The sequence below is a fragment of the Mycobacterium sp. NGS22 genome, assembly GCF_059813095.1.
This window is the reverse complement of record NZ_JCALDY010000013.1, coordinates 158770-175784: the sequence shown is the minus strand read 5'-3', so window position 1 is coordinate 175784 and position 17015 is coordinate 158770. Positions and strand designations below refer to the sequence as shown.

The window sequence follows — 17015 nt, the reverse complement described above, 5'->3', positions numbered from 1 at the left end:
CCTAGCCGATGACTCCCCGGGGACGCTTCAGGCCGGACATCGAAGGCCTGCGTGCCGTGGCGGTGATCGCCGTCGTCTTCTACCACGCGGGCATCCCCGGCATCGGCGGCGGCTACATCGGCGTCGACATTTTCTTCGTCATCTCCGGCTTCCTGATCACCGGACTGCTCTGGCGCGAAGTGTCGACCACGAAAACCGTTGCGCTGGGCAGCTTCTACGCCGCACGCGCCCGCCGCCTGCTGCCGGCGGCGGCCACCGTCGGCGTCGTCACCGCCGTCGTGGCGGCCATCGTGCTGCCACCGCTGCAGGCCCGACGGGTGTTCGTCGACGGTATCGCCAGCATGCTCTACGTCGGCAACTACCGGTTCGCGGTCCAGGGCACCGACTACATGGGTTCCGACCTGCCGTCACCGTTCCAGCATTACTGGTCGCTAGGTGTGGAGGAGCAGTTCTATCTGGTGTGGCCGGCCCTGATCATCGGCACGGCGTGGTTGGTCGGCCGGTTCCGCCCCGTCCTGGTGTCCAGGACGGCACCGTATGCCGTGGTGTTGGCGTTGGTCGGGGTGGCGTCGTTGGCCGCGGCGGTGTTCTGGACGCACATCTCGCCGCCGTGGGCGTTCTTCTCGCTGCCCACCCGGGCTTGGGAGTTGGCCGCCGGCGGGCTGGTGGCGCTGACCATCGACCAGTGGCGGCGGCTGCCGTTGTTGCCCGCGACGATCGTCGGCTGGGGAGGTCTGGGGCTGATCCTGCTGACCTGCACTCAGTTGGGGCCGCACACCCCGTATCCCGGCACGTCGGCGCTGCTGCCGGTGCTCGGCACCGCGCTGGTGATCGGCGGGGGGTGCGTGACCGGGGGCATGGGGGTCGGCCGGGTGCTGTGCCCGCCGGTGATGCGGGCGATCGGGCGGGTGTCGTACTCGTGGTACCTGTGGCACTGGCCGGTGCTGCTGCTCCTGCCGCCCCTGCTGGGCGATCCCGGCGGGCTGCCGGGCCGGCTGGCGGCGACGACGGTGTCGGCCGGTCTTGCGCTGATCACCATGCATGCGGTGGAGAATCCCGGCCGGTTCGCCGCGGCGTTGCGCCGCTCGGCCAAGGCCAGCCTGGCGGTCGCCGGTGCGGCCAGTGCCGTCGCGGCGTGCGCGTGTGCGGTGTTGCTGACGGCCGTGCCGGCGCCGGTGGGTCACGGGGCCGCGGCTCCGCAGGCCAAGATCGCGGCGCTACCTCCGGCCCCCGACCCGCAGGTCAGTCCGCAGGAAGCCGCGGTACGTCAGGCGTTCGCGCAGGCCCGTGCGGCGTTGGCGGCATCTGCCGGGTTGCGTGCGGTGCCGTCCAATCTGAACCCGTCGCTGGCCGCGGCGCCGGCTGACAAGGCGCCGGTGTTCGTCAACGGCTGCATGCGTTCCTGGCGCGACGTCGGCCAGAGCGAATGCGCGACGGCGGACATCGCCTCGCCTGTCCGGGTCACGCTGATCGGCGACTCGCACGCCGCGATGTGGGACCCGGCGCTGCAGCGGGTCGCCACCGAGCGGCACTGGCGGCTGGAGACGATGGCCAAGGTCACCTGCCCGTTCCTGGACCTGCCGATCGTCAGCCCCTACCTGGGCCGCAAGTACACCGAGTGCGAGCAGTGGCGGGCCGAGATCGTCGACCGACTGAGGGCCGAGCGGCCGCGGCTGGTGGTGCTGAGCATGAGCCGCCGGTATCACGGTGACTTCAGCTTCGCCTCCTACGATCCGGCCTGGATCGACAAGCTGGGGGCCATCGTGGCCTACCTGCGCGGCATGGGGTCGACCGTGCTGGTGCTGGGCCCGGTCGCCGACCCGCAATCGTCGGCGCCGACGTGCCTGTCCGCGCATCTGGACAACGCGGGCGCCTGCGCACCGGCGCGATCGGTCGCGGTCAACGGCGACGGCGTCGCGGCCGAGCAGCGGGTGACGACCGCGGCCGGCGGCTCCTACGCCGACCTGACCGACCTGTTCTGCACCCCCGAGCGCTGCCCGATGATCGTCGGCAACACCCTGGTGTTCCGCGACGACAACCACGTCACCACGCAGTACGCGCAGTTGCTGGCGCCGGTGATCGGGGCGTTGGCCGACCGCGCGCTGTCGGGTGCCTGAATTGCGTCGAATTCGTGGCGACATCGTTGCCGAATGAACCACGATCTCGCGCCGAACGTGGTACGAATGAAAGGGTTTTGGAGGTTTTGATGATGAGTCCGATTGTTGCGGTACTGCTCACCGCAGCCGCGCCGGTCGCCGGACTCGGTCTAGTGCAGCTGCAGGCTCGACTCGAACGTTGGGACTACGAGCGGCACGCGGAGGACTGAGACGCGAATCGACTGAGCGGCAACCGATTTGGGGTTGCTACGTCCGTTTCAGTTCAGCTTTGGCCTCTTTGAGCGCCTGCGCGGCATCGCGACCGGCTTTGAGCGCCTTTTCGTAATTGTTCTCAGCACTGGCTACCGCACGCTCTGCCTTGCTCAGGGCCGCCGCTGCCTCGTCACGCCGCGTCCGGGCGGCGTCACGCTCCGCTCGCCGGTCGGTGAGTGCACTCTTGGCCTCCGACGCCGCCTGCTCGGCCGCGGCCACCGCGGCCGTCAACTTTTCCCGCTCCCGCTTCGGCGCCTGTTTGGCCGTCGGCGCGGACCGCTTGGATGCGGTCGGCGCTGAAACCGCCGCGCTGTCGCCGAACTCGCCGAAGCCAGACCAGCGTTCGGCCTTGGTCAGGCGGCCAAGGCGCGCCCGCACTTCGGGGTCGGCGATCGCGGCTTGCAGCGTGCCCGTGATGTCGTCGCGAATCGACGCCGACGGGCTCTTCATCTCGGCCGCATCGATTGCGGCTTCGGTGAGTTCGTTGATCAGACGGTGTTGCCGCGCGGACAACTCCCGGATCTGTGCGCCGTCCATCGCGGCGTGCGCATCGCGCAGCCTGTCACCCAACTCGCCCAAGCGGGTCTGCGCGTCCCTATGGTCGATCACCAACCGGTTGACGATCCACGCCGCTGTGGTGGGTTTGCGGGCTGCGGAAAGCCGTTTGGCCGCTTCGGTATCGCCGCGCTTCTTGGCCGCGGCGGCCAGGGTTCTTGCGTTCGGCGGTGAACTGATCCGCCGGGACCCGGTACAGGGTATCGAGCTCGTCGTCGGCCATAACGCCATGATCTCTCGCGTCTGGGTGAGCTAGCCAACGGTTTGAAGCCCATGTCGTTGGCTAATTCCCTCGGTGATGAAAGCCAACATGTTCCTAGGTCGGTTTCTGTCCGTGCTCATGGTGCTCGGACTGGCGGTATCGGCCTGCCATTCCCCGGGTGACGCGCCGGCCGCGACGGGTCCGGCGCGGGTGACGATCACGCCGGGTCCGGATGCGCGCGATGTCCAGCCGGCGGCGCCGGTGCAGGTGAAAGCCGACGCGGGAACACTCGTCGAGGTACGCATGGTCAACGACGCCGGCAAGCCGGTCGACGGCGTCATGACACCCGATAGCACCGTGTGGAAACCGACCGGTCCGCTGGGTTACGCGCGCACCTACACCCTCAACGTCACCAGCCGCGGCACCAACGGCGTTGAGAATAGGCAGGTTTCGTCCTTCGCCACGGTGCGGCCGTCCAACCAGACCAAGGTGTCGTTCACGATGACGTCGGAGGCCACGTTGCGGGAAGGCGGCACCTACGGGGTCGGGACGGTGGTGGTCGCGCACTTCGACGAGGAGATCGCCGATCGGGCGGCCGCCGAGCGTCAGCTGGTGGTGACCACCAACCCCGCCGTGCCGGGATCCTGGCATTGGGTCGACTCGCAGAACGCCCACTGGCGACCGGAGCACTACTACGCACCCGGTACCACGGTGACGGCCGAAGCCAAGATCTACGGTATTGCGTTGGGCGGCGGCATGTTCGGGCAGGAGGACAGCCGGGTGTCATTTCGCATCGGGGATGCGCACGTGTCCATCGCCGATGACACCACCAAGATGGTCAGCGTCTTCGACAACGGGAAACTGGCCCGGACGATGCCGACCTCCATGGGGATGGGCGGCACCGAGACCGTCGGCGGACGGACCTTGTCGTTCTGGACTCCGCCGGGCGTCTACACCGTGCTGGACAGGGGAAACCCGGTGATCATGGATTCCTCGACATTCGGGCTGCCGAAGAATTCCCGGCTCGGATACCGCGAGACGATCAATTACGCCACCCGGATCAGCATCGACGGCATCTATCTGCATCAGCTGGATTCGACGGTGTGGGCTCAGGGCCATACCAATACCTCACACGGCTGCCTGAACCTCAACGGCGAGAACGCCAAATGGTTCTACGACTTCTCCGTGCCGGGCGACGTCGTCGAGGTGCGAAACACCGGTGGGGCGCCGTTGAAGATCGAGCAGAACGGCGACTGGACGATCAGTTGGGACGAGTGGCGCAAGGGGAGCGCGCTGGCGCCCTCGTAGCGTTGGGCGTTCCGTTCGGTCGAGCCCCGCTCACCGTGCCAACTGCGTCCGCACCAACGGCGCGATCTTGCGCGCCATGTATAGATGCCCCGCATCGTTGGGGTGCACGCCGTCCGTGCCGATCAGGTCCGGCCGGTCGACGAACCACCGCTGGTCGATCGGGTCGACGAACGCCGCACCGGCGCCCCGGGCCGCGGCGTGCAGCACGTCGCGAATCTGCAATACCGCAACGGGCACGTCGGCGGTGGGCCACGGCGGTCCGATCACCAGGAACCGCGCCGACGGCGCCAGACGGCGCGCGGCCTCGAAGGTGATGCGCACCCGGTCGGCGAGTAACCCGGGCTCGACACCCTGGTCGTTGCGGGAGCCGTAGAACATGACCAGCACGTCGTCGGGCTTGACCGCCCGCGCGGTCAGATCAGCGAACACACTGCCGCGGGAACCGACCATGCCGTACCCGGCGCGGCCCTCGGCCGCCACGTCGGCATCGATGCGCAGGCCCCGCGCCGAAAGCAGCTGCCAGGCACGGGCCGTCCACGCTTTCGGCCCGAGCCCACCCTCGTCGGTGCCGGTGGTGTAGGAGTCGCCGATCACCGCGATGCGGCTCATCCGGAAGTCGAAACTCGTTGGGCGATAAGCCCACTGCGCCGTGATCGGAGCGACCAGACCGAGCACGAACGCGACACCGATGACCCACGTGGCCAGCCGATCCACCACCACGCGCCTCCATAAAAGACGTTTCAGACCAGTCCCTGAATCGTAGGCCGATGTCGACGCGAACTCTCGTCAACGCGCGGTGAGCGTCAGATCGCCGCGGCCCGCGCCGAGCTCTCTTCGCGTGCGACGTGGATGGGATCGAGATTGGTGCCCGGGGAATCGTCGGGTTCATGGCCTGCGGGGGTGGGCCGGGCATCGACCATCCGGCGCATCCAACGCCGCGCGGGCTCTTCCACGAACCGGTACAGCAGCATCGACAGCCCCACCGAGATCGCCAGCAGCCCAAAGATATTCCACTTCCACGGACTGTCCTGCTCCCAAGGACGCAATTCGAAGTTCACCACCGCCCACGTCCACGGCGTGTGCACCAACTCGTGCACCATGTACAGGCAGAACGAGATCTCCCCGCCGTAGACCATCAGTCGCGTCGAGAGCAGCGCAGGCAGGCTGCCGATGCCGATCGCCAGGGTTATCACCAGCGGCACGAACAGCAGATCGACCACCCCGCTGCTGTCATACACCCCGGTGATCGGGTGCGCATCGAGGAAGTAGAGGATGCCGACGAGTGCCACGACGAGCAGCAGGGACAGATACCCGGCGATGCGACGCCCGCGCTCGCCGAGCCGCAGCCGGCGCACGGCCGCGCAGGCTATCGCTCCGGCGGCGAACTGGGTCACGATGCGCGGCAACCAACTCCACGGCGTGTAGAAGACCCCGCTGGCTAGCAGCAGCACCACCGGCGGCAAGGACGCCGCAACCGCCAGCATCATCAGCCCACGCGCCCGCGTCGCGTGCTGGATCCGCCAGATGATCAGCACCAGCCCGCCGAACAGCAGGTAGGCCAGCCATTCGGCGCTGATCGACCAGGCCGGCCCGTCCCAGCTGGACAGGTCGAAGTAGGGCTGATACCAGAGCTGAATCAGCAGCACCTGCCGCACGTAGCTGATCGCGGTCAGCCGGCCGATGTCGGGCGAGGGCGTGTGCCCGATGTGCAGGGTAAGAATCCACCAGAAGGCCGCCAGGTGCAGGGTCACCAGGTACACCGGCCACACCCTGGCCAGCCGCAGCCACAGGAAGTGCACGGTAGCGCGCAGCGACCATGAGTGGCCCATGCGGTCGAGATAGTTCCACGTCAGGACGAACCCGCTGAGGATGAAGAACAGGTCGACGCCCTGCGCGCCGCAGTTGAGCACCGGCGCCAAGTTCTCCCGCAGGTCGGGCGAGACGTCGGCAACCATGGGCCGGAAGTGGAACAGCACCACCCATACCGCGGCGACGATGCGGAGTCCGGTCAGGGCCTTGATCTCACCCTTGATCTGGCCCTTGAGTTCTCCGCTTGGCACGTGGTTCTTTCCGTCTGGTCTCTGGCCAGAGCAGCCTAACAGCCGCTTCTTAGCAAAGAATTAGTCGTAACTACCGGTCCCTTTATGTTTTGCGGGCACCTTATAGGCAAGGTTTGGTCTTCCACGGTTGGGGAGACGGCCGCGGGGAAATGGGGCAGTTCATGACGATTGCGATCGCAGGACCGGTTTCGGGCGCCGTCGACTGTGGCGGTGCACAGATCCGAGCGCACTGCCGCCACCTGGCCACCGTGGTCACCATTCGCGGCGAGATCGACGCCGTCAACGTCGACCGGGTCGGCGAGTATGTCCGGCGTTTCGTCCTCGGTGACAGCCCGATCGTTCTCGACCTCAGCGAACTGGACCACTTCTCCACCGCGGGGATCTCGCTGTTCTGCGTGCTCGACGAGGAGTGCCGCGCCGCCGGGGTGGAGTGGATGATCGTCGCCAACCCGATCGTGGGCGCATTGCTGGCAGACTCCGACGACACACCGTTCCCGGTCACCCGCTCCGTGCACGCGGCACTGCGACACCTGGCCGACGGCATCGCGGCGCGCCGCCGGCTGGTATTGCCGCTGGTCAAGAAGTCCGCGTAGCGGTCCGTCGCAACCTGGCCAGACCGACCACCGCGAAAATCCCGGCGACCGTCGCCAACGACAGCGTCAGCACCAACTGCTGCGGGTGGTAGACGACCGACCACGTGGACGGTTGCCCCTCGGCCACCGGCGCAACCGCGATCGTCGAGCGGGTATGTAGCCAGCACAAACCGGTCGCCACCGCCGCGGCCCCCGCCAGCACCAGTTCGACGACAGCGCGGGCCTTCACAGCTGCGACTCGTCGTCGTCGATGTCCAGATCGTCGGCGATATCCGGGACGAAAGGCCCATGCCGCCGCTCGACCAGCGGCGTCAACACGTCCCGCAGGTGGCGATGACGACGGGCCCAGGCCTGCGCGGTGCGCCCGCCGGTGAGTTTCAGGCCGATGCCGTAGCGGCCGCGCGGCACCCCCACGAGCTCGCCGAGCGCCCGCGCCGTCTGCCATCTGGCCAGCGTTTTCCCCGAGGCCACCGAGTTCTCGGCTTCCGGGAACACCTTGACGATCTCGGACACCAGGATGGTCTCGGTGCCCTGCCGTAACGCGTCCTCGGTCAACTCGACGGAGGTGTGGATCCGCGCGGCGTGCACCTGTAACCCCACGAACGCCGTCACCAGCACGAGGAAGACGGCGGGCACCAGCAGCGAGATCTGCACATGGTTGCTCCATTGGATGTAGATCAGCGACGCCGCCGACGCCGGGCCGGCCAGCAACCAGTACCGGCTGGCGCCCGGTTCGTAGAACAAGGGCTGGTCTTCCGTGGGATCCCCCGCTGCTGTCATGTGCGCCTCACCGGTTCAAGAAAGCCATCCCGCCGCGTCCGCGGCCCAATAGGTGAGCACGATATCGGCCCCCGCCCGCCGGATGCTGGTCAACGACTCCAGTGCCGCGGTGTGTTCGTCGATCCAATTATTAGCTGCCGCCGCACAAATCATCGAATACTCCCCCGACACCTGGTACGCCGCCACCGGCACGTCCGATCGCGCCGCCGCTGCGGCTACCACATCCAGATATCCCAAAGCGGGTTTGACCATCACGATGTCGGCCCCCTCGGCCAGGTCCAAGTCCACTTCGCGCAACGCCTCCCGGATGTTGCCGGGCTCCTGCTGATAGGTGCGCCGGTCCCCGGACAGGCTGGAGGCGACCGCCTCGCGGAATGGACCGTAGAACGCCGAGGCGAACTTCGCGGCATACGCCAGGATCACCACGTCGGTGTGACCCGCTGCGTCCAGGCCGTCGCGGATAGCGGCCACCTGACCGTCCATCATGCCACTGGGCCCCACCACGTGTGCGCCCGACTCCGCTTGTGCCACAGCAAGTTTCACGTAGCTAGCGATGGTGGCGTCATTGTCGACGCGGCCGCGCGCATCCAGCACGCCGCAGTGTCCGTGGTCGGTGAACTCATCCAGGCAGGTGTCGGCCATCAGCACCGTCGCGTCGCCGAGGTCCTTGGCCAGGTCGCGCAGCGCCACGTTGAGGATGCCGTCGGGGTCGGTACCGGCTGAGCCGAGCGCGTCCTTGTCCTGCCCGCGCGGCACCCCGAACAGCATCAGTCCGCCCACCCCGGCGGCGACGGCGTCGGCGGCGGCACTGCGTAGCGAGTCCCGCGTGTGCTGCACCACCCCCGGCATCGACGCTATCGGGCGTGGTTCGTCGATGCCGTCGGCGACGAACATCGGCAGCACCAAATGTCTTGGCTCCAGCGAGGTTTGCGCCACCAGACGCCGCAGCGCGGGCGTGGCACGCAGCCGGCGCGGACGCTGTCGCACGGCTAGGGCCTCATCCGTGCGCTGACTCTGCGTTGAGGGCGGAAGTTACTCGAACTATTGCGCCCTGGACGCAGAGTCAACGCACGATACGTCATCGCCTGCGGCTCTTCTTGCGCGGCGGCGGCAGCGCACCCTCGGCCCGCAACCGGGCGGCGTGCTCGGCCAGCGCGTCCACCAGCGGACCCACCGCGGCGGTGTCGGGCTGCACGTCCACCCGCAACCCGAACTCGGCGGCGGTCTCGGCGGTCTTGGGGCCGATGCAGGCGATGATGGTCCGCGCGTGCGGCTTGCCGGCGATGCCGACCAGGTTGCGCACGGTGGAGCTGGAGGTGAAGCACACCGCGTCGAAGCCGCCGGTCTTGATCATCTCGCGGGTGGCCGCCGGCGGCGGCGCGGCCCGCACCGTCCGGTAGGCGGTGACGTCCTCGATCTCCCAGCCACGCTCGCGCAGGCCCTCGGCCAACGTCTCGGTCGCGATGTCCGCACGCGGCAGCAGCACCCGGTTCACCGGGTCGAAAATGCTGTCGTAGGGCGGGAATTCGTCCAGCAGGCCCATCGAGGACTGCTCACCGGACGGCACCAGCTCGGGGCTGATCCCGAACGCGCGGACCCGGTCGGCCGTCGACTCGCCGACGCAGGCGATCTTCACCCCGGAGAACGCGCGGGCGTCCAGACCGAACTCGCCGAACTTCTCCCACACCGCGCGCACCGCGTTGGTGGAGGTGAACACCACCCACTGGAACCGGCCGTCGACCAGTCCCTTGACGGCACGCTCCATCTGCGCGGGGCTGCGCGGCGGCTCGACGGCGATGGTTGGCACCTCGATCGGCAGCGCGCCGTAGGAGGTGAGCCGCTCGCTCATCTCACCGGCCTGGTCCTTGGTGCGCGGCACCAGCACGGTCCAGCCGTACAGCGCCCGGCTCTCCCACCAGTTCAGCTTGGCCCGGCTGGTCACCGTCTTGCCGATGGTCACCACCAGCGGCCCGGTCAAGGGGCCGGCCGGATCATTACCGCCGCCCAGGACGGCGGGGTCGGTGAGACCCTGCAGTGTGGTCTCGACCGAACGCTGCTGGCAGGTGGTGCCCTGCGCGGTCACCACGCACGGCGTGGAGTCCGCCAACTCGTGGTCGATCAGCGTGCGCGCGGCATCGGCCAGATGCGACGCGGTGGCCTGCAGGATCAGCGGACCGGGCGCGGCGGCCAGTGCGTCCCAATCCACGTGCGGGTCACGCACGTCGGCGACGGTGTGCGACGAACCCAGCGGCAACCCGGCATAGGTCGGCACGGCGCTGCTGGGCGACAACCCGGGCACGATCTCGACGTGCAGGTGGGTCCGTGCGACCGCGTTCACCTCGGTGATGACCGCGTCGACGGCCAGCGGGTCACCGGCCACCAGGCGCACCACGTCGACGCCCAACCGGGCTTCGTGGGTCAGCGTCTTGGCGACCTCGGCCGGATCACCCAGCGCCGGGCGGATGTCAGGACCGCTGGCCACCACCGCCGGCGGGGCCTCCGACCCGGTCGGCGCGTCGGTGCTGCCCGACGCGTCGGCGGGCGCCGGACCCGACACCGGCGGCAGGTCCTTGCCGATCAGCGCCAATACCGGCTCCGGCACGTCGGGGTCGGTGAACACCAGCGCCGCATTGGCCAGTACCGTCGCGGCCCGGGTGGTCAGCAGACCGGGGTCGCCAGGACCAGAGCCCACGAATGTGATGCGGCCCGGCCTCGGCTTACGCCCTCGCGTCATCGTTGTCGCTCCCACAGTCTCTTTCAATCTCCTTGCACGGGCTCTTCCCGTGCTCCCCTCATCAACTCTGCGGCGCCCAGCTCGAACAACTCCGCGGCGACCGAGAGACCCAGCTCCCGGGCCCGTTCGGAGGTGCCGATGCCGGACGCGCGGATCACGTCGGACCCGTCCAGCGCCGCCACGCAAGCACGCAGCGACAGCTCCTCGAAGATGCGCCCCTCCTCGTCGATGGACTCGACCACTTCGGCGATCGCCCCCACCGGCGCGGAGCAACCCGCCTCCAGTTCGGCGAGCAGAGCTCGCTCCGCGGTGACCGCCACCCGCGAGTCGGCGTCGTCCAGCTCCGCCAGCACCGCGACCAACCCGCTGTCGCCCGCCCGGCATTCGACGGCGAGCGCGCCCTGAGCAGGCGCTGGCAACATCTGCACCGGCTCCAATGTCTCGGTGACGTCGTCGAGACGACCCAGTCGAGCCAGACCGGCCCGGGCCACCACGATGGCGTCAAGATCACCACTGCTTACCCTGTTCAACCTGGTATCTAGGTTGCCTCTTAGGGGGCGGATTTCCAAACCGAGACCCAATGCTCTAAGCTGTGCGGCCCGTCGCGGCGAAGACGTCCCCACCAGCGAACCCGCCGGCAACTCTCCCAGCACCAACCCGTCGCGGGCGACGACGGCATCGCGGGCGTCCTCCCGTGGCGGGATGGCCGCGATGGTGAACCGAGAGTCGTCGGCGGTCGGCAGGTCCTTGTGCGAGTGCACCGCGGCGTCCACGCGGCCGTCCTGCATCGCTTCGCGCAACGCGGTGGTGAACACCCCCACTCCGAGCGTTTCGATCGGCGCCGACGACTTGTCGCCCACGGTGCTGATGGTCACCAGCTCCGCGGGATGGCCGTTGGCGATCAGTGCGTCCCTGACGGTCGCAGCCTGGGTGGTGGCCAGCAGGCTGCCACGAGTGCCTATCCGAATCACATGCGCCAATCGGTTAGTCGGCTGAGTGGTTGTCGAATCCGATTGGCAGGACCGGCAATTCGCCGGCGGCCACCGCATCGACAGCGGTCTGGTCGAGCTCGAAGAGTTCGCGCAGCGCCTCGGCGTAGCTGTCGCCGCCGGGAGAGCTGGCGAGCTGCTTGATCCGCACCGTAGGCGCGTGCAGCAGCTTGTCGACGACGCGGCGCACCGTGCGGGCCACCTCTTCGCGCTGGGCGCTCTCCAGCCCGGGCAACCGGTTGTCCAGGCGCAGCAACTCCGCCTCGACCACGTCGGCGGCGCGCTGGCGCAGCGCGGTGACCGTCGGGGTGACCTCGGCCATGCGCTGCCCCGCCAGGTAGGCGGCGACTTCGGCGGCGACGATGTGGCGAGCGGCGTCGACGTCGGCCGCCGCGGCGTGCGCCGACGGTTCGTGTTGCACCCGGTCCACGTCGACGACCAGGACACCGGGCAATCCGGCCACCGCCGGATCGACGTCGCGGGGCATCCCGAGATCGCAGACGACCAAAGGCCTGGTGGCTTCGTCGCGGGGGGCGCCGGCCAGCGCGTGGTGCACGTCGGCCAGCGACACCACCGGGCTCACCGCGCCGGTGCAACTGACCACGACGTCGGCGTCGGCCAAGGCATCGGCCAGCCCGTCCAAGCCCAGCGCCTCGGCCGGTACACCGGACTCGGTGAGCCGTGCCGCCAGTCGCTGCGCCCGGGCTACCGACCGATTCACGACGTAGACCCGCCCGATGCCGGCGCGCGCCAGATGCGACGCCGCCAGCCCACCCATGGCCCCCGCCCCGACCAGCGCGGCGGTCTTGCCGGCCAGGGTGCCCAGCTTGCGCTCGGCAATGCCCAGGGCCACCGACACCACCGAGGCACCGGCGGCGTCGATCGCGGTTTCCGAATGCACCCGCTTGCCCACCGACAAAGCCCGCTGGGCCAATTCGTGCAACACCCGGCCCACGGCACTGTTGGCCTCTGCGGACGCGTAGGCGCGGCGTACCTGGCCGAGCACCTGCTGCTCGCCGACGACCGCCGAATCCAGGCCGCTGGCCACCGCGAACAGGTGCTCGACGGCGGCCTCGCTGTAGCGCACGTAGGCGTGCTTGGTCAGGTCGCCCATCGACATGCCGGAGTACTCGGCCAGCACCTGCCCGATCACCGAGAGCCCACCGTGAAACGCCTCGACCACGGCGTAGACCTCGACACGGTTGCACGTCGAGAGCACCATGGCCTCGGTCACCAGCGGGGACTGCAGCACCTGGTCGACGATCTTGACCTGATCGGACTCGTCGATGCTGAGTTGTTCCAGGATGGAGACCGGCGCACTGCGGTGCGAAACTCCGAAGAGCAGGATGCTCACGGCAGCATCACCTGGCCCGCTCCCTTGCAGCGTCGGAAAGTGAACTGCTACCTACGGTAGTCGGTTCGCAGGTGGGCTACCAAATGCCGCGGGACGGATGCCGGTCACAGTCAGCGGGCCGCGAGGTCGGCGCGCAACCGGGGTTCGTCGACCTCCCAGTAGCTGTGCTCCCGGCCGTCGAGCAGCACCACCGGCAGCCGGTCGCCGAATTCGGCCCGCAGGCCGGGGTTTCCGGCGGCCGCCGCGGCGTCGACGTCGACGCTGGTCAGGTCGAAATCCAACTCGCCGGCCAACTCGGCCAACTGGGCGTGGACCCGCAGGCATATCGCACACCCGGCGCGGGTCAGCAACTCCACCCGGGGGCGGCGTGCGGTTGGCGTCATGGGCATCAGTGTGGCATTTCGCCGGGCGCGAGCCGCGGTTGAATCCGGTTCGACGGCGCGGCCGGATAGGGTTGACGTCGGCGGCTTGCAGGGACCGCGAACCGGGCTACACAGCGATCTGGGAGGTTTGAGATGGCTTCCTCCGACCCCGCGAAAAACGCCTTCCAGACCGGTAACCCCGAATTGGAGAACCTGGCCGCCAACGCCAGCGCCGAACGCGCCCTCGACGACCTGCACGCCGCCCCCGCAGAGGATCGTCCGCCGCCGCCGGTCGACCTGACCGCCGCCGCGTTCTTCGACGTCGACAACACGTTGGTACAGGGCTCCTCGGCGGTGCACTTCGGCCGCGGGCTGGCCGCCCGCGACTACTTCACCTACCGCGACGTACTCGGATTCGTCTACGCCCAGGCCAAGTTTCAGGTGCTGGGCAAGGAGAACGCCGAGGACGTCGCGGCCGGGCGGCGCAAGGCACTGGCCTTCATCGAGGGCCGGTCCGTCGACGAACTGGTGCGCCTGGGCGAAGAGATCTACGACGAGATCATCGCCGACAAGATCTGGTCGGGCACCCGCGAGCTCACTCAGATGCACCTGGACGCCGGCCAGCAGGTATGGCTGATCACCGCCACGCCGTACGAGCTCGCGGCGACGATCGCCCGTCGGCTCGGGCTGACCGGCGCCCTGGGCTCGGTGGCCGAATCGGTGGACGGGGTGTTCACCGGCCGGCTGGTGGGCGACATCCTGCACGGCGTCGGCAAGGCGCACGCGGTGCGCTCGCTGGCGATCCGGGAAGGCCTGAACCTCAAGCGCTGCACCGCCTATTCCGACAGCTACAACGACGTCCCGATGCTGTCGCTGGTGGGTACCGCCGTCGCTATCAATCCCGACGCCCGGTTGCGCAGCCTGGCCCGTGAACGGGGCTGGGAGATCCGCGACTTCCGGACCGCCCGCAAAGCCGCCCGCATCGGCGTTCCGTCGGCATTGGCGCTGGGAGCCGCCGGGGGCGCGTTGGCCGCGCTCGCCTCTCGACGGCAACCGCGCTGATAAGCTGCGCCGCTGAGCAACTATTCGAGAAAGCGGCGGCATGACTGTTCCTCAGGGAGCCGAAGGCATCATCGGTAAGCACTACCGGCAGGAAGACCACTTCGTGGTCGGGCGGGAGAAGATCCGGGAATTCGCCGCTTCGGTCAAGGACGACAACCCGATCCACTACGACGAAGCCGTCGCCGCCGAAGCCGGTTACGAAGTGCTGCCGGCCCCGCTGACCTTCCTGGCCATCGCCGGTCGGCGCGTGCAGCTGGAGATTTTCACCAAGTTCAGCATCCCGATCAACATCGCCCGGGTAATGCATCGTGACCAGAAGTTCCTGTTCCACCGGCCGATCTTGGTGGGCGACGAACTACACTTCGACACGTATTTGGATTCGGTGATCCAGTCCCACGGGACGGTGTTGGCCGAAATCCGAAGCGAAGTGACCGATGCCGACGGAAATCCGGTAGTGACCAGCATTGTCACTATGCTCGGTGAAGCGGCGAAGCACGACGATCAGGCCGAGGCGACCGTCGCGGCAATTGCATCCATCTAAACAGAGCAGGTAGCGTCGTTTTAATGACTTCAGAAGGCACCCAACTACAGCCCCCGGTTGAAGATGTGCAGTCGCACTACGACCGGTCGAACGAGTTCTTCAAGCTGTGGCTCGACCCGTCGATGACGTACAGCTGCGCCTACTTCGACGAGAAACCCAACATCGACGAGCCGCAGAGCAAGACGCTCGAGGAGGCGCAGTTCGCCAAGCGCAAGCTGGCGCTGGACAAGCTGAACCTCGAGCCGGGTATGACCCTGCTCGACATCGGCTCCGGCTGGGGTTCGACGATGCGGCACGCCGTCGAGCACTACGACGTCAACGTCATCGGCCTGACGCTCAGCGAGAACCAGCTCGCCCACTGCGAGCAGAAGTTCGCCGAGATGGACAGCCCGCGGCGCAAAGAGGTGCGTCTGCAGGGCTGGGAGGAATTCGACGACGAACCGATCGACCGGATCGTGTCGCTCGGGGCGTTCGAGCACTTCGCCGACGGGGCCGGTGACGCCGGCTACCAGCGCTACGCCACCTTCTTCAAGAAGTACTACAACCTGCTGCCCGACGACGGCCGTTTCCTGCTGCACTCCATCGTGGTGCCCACCGCCGAAGAGGGTAAGCAGATGGGCCTCAAGACCACGATGAGCCTGCTGCGTTTCATCAGCTTCATCCTCAAGGAGATCTACCCCGGCGGTAAGTTGCCCCAGGTCGAGCAGGTGGACCGGTACTCGACCGAGGCGGGTTTCAAGATCGAGCGTCACCACTTCATCGGCAAGAACTATGTGCCCACCCTGAACGCCTGGGCCGATGCGCTGGAAGCACACAAGGACAAGGCCATCGAGCTCAAGGGTGAGCAGGAGTACGACACCTTCATGAAGTACCTGCGCGGTTGCTCGGACCTGTTCCGCGACGGCTACACCAACGTGTGCCAGTTCACCCTGGTCAAGTAACTCCCGTCCCCTGCGCGAGCAGACGCAAAAGCCCCCATTTCGTGCCTAAATGAGGGGCTTTTGCGTCTGCTCAGCGGGGCGGTGCTCAGCCCAGGAAGATGTTGCGACGGCCGGCCAGCAGCCGGTACAGCGTCTGCTGGATGGTCTCACGCACCTGGTCGGTGAGCTCGAAGGTCACCATCGGGTCGTCGGCGTCGCTGGCGGCGTAGTCGGCGGTTGAAATCGGCTCGCCGAACGCGATACGCCACTTCGACGGCAGCGGCACCAGCCCCGCCGGCCCGGCCAGCGGGAACAACGGCGTCACCGGGAAATAGGGCAGACCGAACAGCCGCGCCAGCAGCTTCACGTCGGCCAGCATCGGGTAGATCTCTTCGGAGCCGACGATCGAGCACGGCACGATCGGGACCTTGGTGCGCAGTGCCGCCGAGACGAATCCGCCGCGGCCGAACCGTTGCAGCCGGTAGCGGTCCTCGAATTTCTTGCCCAGCCCTTTGTACCCCTCGGGGAACACCGCGGTGAGTTCGCCGGAGGCCAGCAGCCGGTGCGCGTCTGCCGTGCAGGCCATGGTGTGGCCGGCTTTGCGGGCGGTGGACCCGACGACCGGTAGGTCGAACACCATGTCGGCCGCCAGCAGCCGCAGATCGCGTTCGGCGGGATGCTCGTCGTGCACGGCCACCGACAGCATCAACCCGTCGAACGGCAACACCCCGGCGTGATTGGCCACTACGAGCGCGGCACCTTCGGCGGGGATGTTCTCGACCCCGCTGACTTCGACCCGGAACCACGATTGGAAGAAGAACCTCAGCAAAGGCCGCACGATCGCGTCGTTGAAGTGCGGATCGAACCCGAATTCGTCGACGCTGTAGTCGCCGGTCAGCCGCTGCCGGAAAAATCCGGCGACCGCGGCCACACGTTGCGCGACGTCGCTCAGTGGCGCCTCGCCGCCGGACGAACCCCCGCTAGCGCGGCGGTGCTCGTCGATTTCCCGGACGACGGCGGCGAGCTCTTCAGCGGACGCGCGATTACCGGGATCGGCAAGCAGCGAGGGATGTTGGTGCGAGGCGTCCGAGCGCTGATTGGCAACCCGGCGGCGTGCCGCTACCCGACCCCGATTGCTGTGCAGTGGAATAACATTCGCTCTGGATTCACCCGGCACGATTATCTA

At 67.9% G+C, this 17015-nt stretch carries 15 protein-coding genes and 2 pseudogenes; 6 read left to right on the top strand and 11 right to left on the bottom strand.

Annotation, left to right across the window (positions count from 1 at the left end; translation table 11 throughout):
- The first annotated feature begins 8 nt into the window (after positions 1 to 8).
- Positions 9 to 2117, top strand: coding sequence for an acyltransferase family protein (locus AC5Y47_RS14935; protein ID WP_499944771.1), 2109 nt, complete (start codon positions 9 to 11; stop codon positions 2115 to 2117).
- Between the two features lie 246 nt (positions 2118 to 2363).
- Here AC5Y47_RS14935 and AC5Y47_RS14930 read toward each other — a convergent pair.
- A pseudogene (locus tag AC5Y47_RS14930) lies at positions 2364 to 3147 on the bottom strand (hypothetical protein).
- Between the two features lie 117 nt (positions 3148 to 3264).
- Between AC5Y47_RS14930 and AC5Y47_RS14925 the strand changes: the two are divergent.
- Positions 3265 to 4434 (top strand): L,D-transpeptidase, encoded by a 1170-nt coding sequence (locus tag AC5Y47_RS14925; protein WP_499944786.1) that lies wholly within the window; start codon positions 3265 to 3267, stop codon positions 4432 to 4434.
- A 30-nt stretch (positions 4435 to 4464) separates the two neighbouring features.
- On the opposite strand, the gene AC5Y47_RS14920 is transcribed toward AC5Y47_RS14925, so the two are convergent.
- Both AC5Y47_RS14920 and AC5Y47_RS14915 read right to left on the bottom strand, forming a co-directional pair.
- A complete protein-coding gene (locus AC5Y47_RS14920; protein ID WP_499944785.1) occupies positions 4465 to 5148 on the bottom strand; it encodes an Rv0518 family GDSL lipase in 684 nt (227 codons plus the stop codon).
- 89 nt (positions 5149 to 5237) lie between these two features.
- Complete coding sequence (locus tag AC5Y47_RS14915) at positions 5238 to 6494, bottom strand: acyltransferase family protein (protein ID WP_499944770.1); 1257 nt, start codon at positions 6492 to 6494, stop codon at positions 5238 to 5240.
- A gap of 161 nt (positions 6495 to 6655) precedes the next feature.
- Between AC5Y47_RS14915 and AC5Y47_RS14910 the strand changes: the two genes are divergently transcribed.
- A complete protein-coding gene (locus tag AC5Y47_RS14910) occupies positions 6656 to 7087 on the top strand; it encodes an STAS domain-containing protein (protein ID WP_499944769.1) in 432 nt (143 codons plus the stop codon).
- Here AC5Y47_RS14910 and AC5Y47_RS14905 read toward each other — a convergent pair.
- The 7 genes and pseudogenes from AC5Y47_RS14905 to AC5Y47_RS14875 all read right to left on the bottom strand — a co-directional run bounded on the left by AC5Y47_RS14905 (position 7071) and on the right by AC5Y47_RS14875 (position 13327).
- Positions 7071 to 7316, bottom strand: coding sequence for a hypothetical protein (locus AC5Y47_RS14905; RefSeq protein ID WP_499944768.1), 246 nt, complete (start codon positions 7314 to 7316; stop codon positions 7071 to 7073). The genes AC5Y47_RS14910 and AC5Y47_RS14905 overlap by 17 nt on opposite strands.
- Positions 7313 to 7867, bottom strand: a complete 555-nt coding sequence (gene mce1N / locus AC5Y47_RS14900; RefSeq protein WP_499944767.1) for a transport-regulating membrane protein Mce1N — start codon at positions 7865 to 7867, stop codon at positions 7313 to 7315. Before mce1N ends, AC5Y47_RS14905 begins: the two co-directional genes overlap by 4 nt.
- Positions 7868 to 7882: 15 nt before the next feature.
- Entirely contained in the window at positions 7883 to 8854 is a 972-nt protein-coding gene (gene hemB / locus AC5Y47_RS14895) for a porphobilinogen synthase (RefSeq protein ID WP_499944766.1), read from the bottom strand.
- 91 nt (positions 8855 to 8945) lie between these two features.
- Positions 8946 to 10601 carry a bifunctional uroporphyrinogen-III C-methyltransferase/uroporphyrinogen-III synthase gene (locus AC5Y47_RS14890; RefSeq protein WP_499944765.1) on the bottom strand — a complete coding sequence of 552 codons (1656 nt, stop codon included), beginning with the start codon at positions 10599 to 10601 and terminating at the stop codon, positions 8946 to 8948.
- Between the two features lie 23 nt (positions 10602 to 10624).
- Positions 10625 to 11572, bottom strand: coding sequence for a hydroxymethylbilane synthase (gene hemC / locus AC5Y47_RS14885; RefSeq protein WP_499944764.1), 948 nt, complete (start codon positions 11570 to 11572; stop codon positions 10625 to 10627).
- Positions 11573 to 11585: 13 nt separating this feature from the next.
- Positions 11586 to 12944 carry a glutamyl-tRNA reductase gene (locus tag AC5Y47_RS14880; RefSeq protein ID WP_499944763.1) on the bottom strand — a complete coding sequence of 453 codons (1359 nt, stop codon included), beginning with the start codon at positions 12942 to 12944 and terminating at the stop codon, positions 11586 to 11588.
- Positions 12945 to 12995: 51 nt separating this feature from the next.
- Positions 12996 to 13327: pseudogene (locus tag AC5Y47_RS14875) on the bottom strand (glutaredoxin family protein).
- 132 nt (positions 13328 to 13459) lie between these two features.
- On the opposite strand from AC5Y47_RS14875, the gene AC5Y47_RS14870 reads away from it, so the two are divergent.
- The 3 genes from AC5Y47_RS14870 to AC5Y47_RS14860 are packed head-to-tail and all read left to right on the top strand — an operon-like array spanning position 13460 to position 15850.
- Entirely contained in the window at positions 13460 to 14368 is a 909-nt protein-coding gene (locus AC5Y47_RS14870; RefSeq protein WP_499944762.1) for an HAD family hydrolase, read from the top strand.
- A 40-nt stretch (positions 14369 to 14408) separates the two neighbouring features.
- On the top strand, positions 14409 to 14909 hold the full coding sequence (locus AC5Y47_RS14865) for an FAS1-like dehydratase domain-containing protein (protein ID WP_499944761.1): 501 nt from the start codon (positions 14409 to 14411) through the stop codon (positions 14907 to 14909).
- Between the two features lie 23 nt (positions 14910 to 14932).
- The gene (locus AC5Y47_RS14860) at positions 14933 to 15850 is read left to right on the top strand and encodes a cyclopropane mycolic acid synthase family methyltransferase (protein WP_499944760.1); all 918 of its coding nucleotides are present in this window, start codon (positions 14933 to 14935) and stop codon (positions 15848 to 15850) included.
- A gap of 85 nt (positions 15851 to 15935) precedes the next feature.
- Here the strand turns inward: AC5Y47_RS14860 and AC5Y47_RS14855 are convergent, their stop codons facing one another.
- Complete coding sequence (locus AC5Y47_RS14855; protein ID WP_499944759.1) at positions 15936 to 17006, bottom strand: lysophospholipid acyltransferase family protein; 1071 nt, start codon at positions 17004 to 17006, stop codon at positions 15936 to 15938.
- Positions 17007 to 17015: the final 9 nt, after the last annotated feature.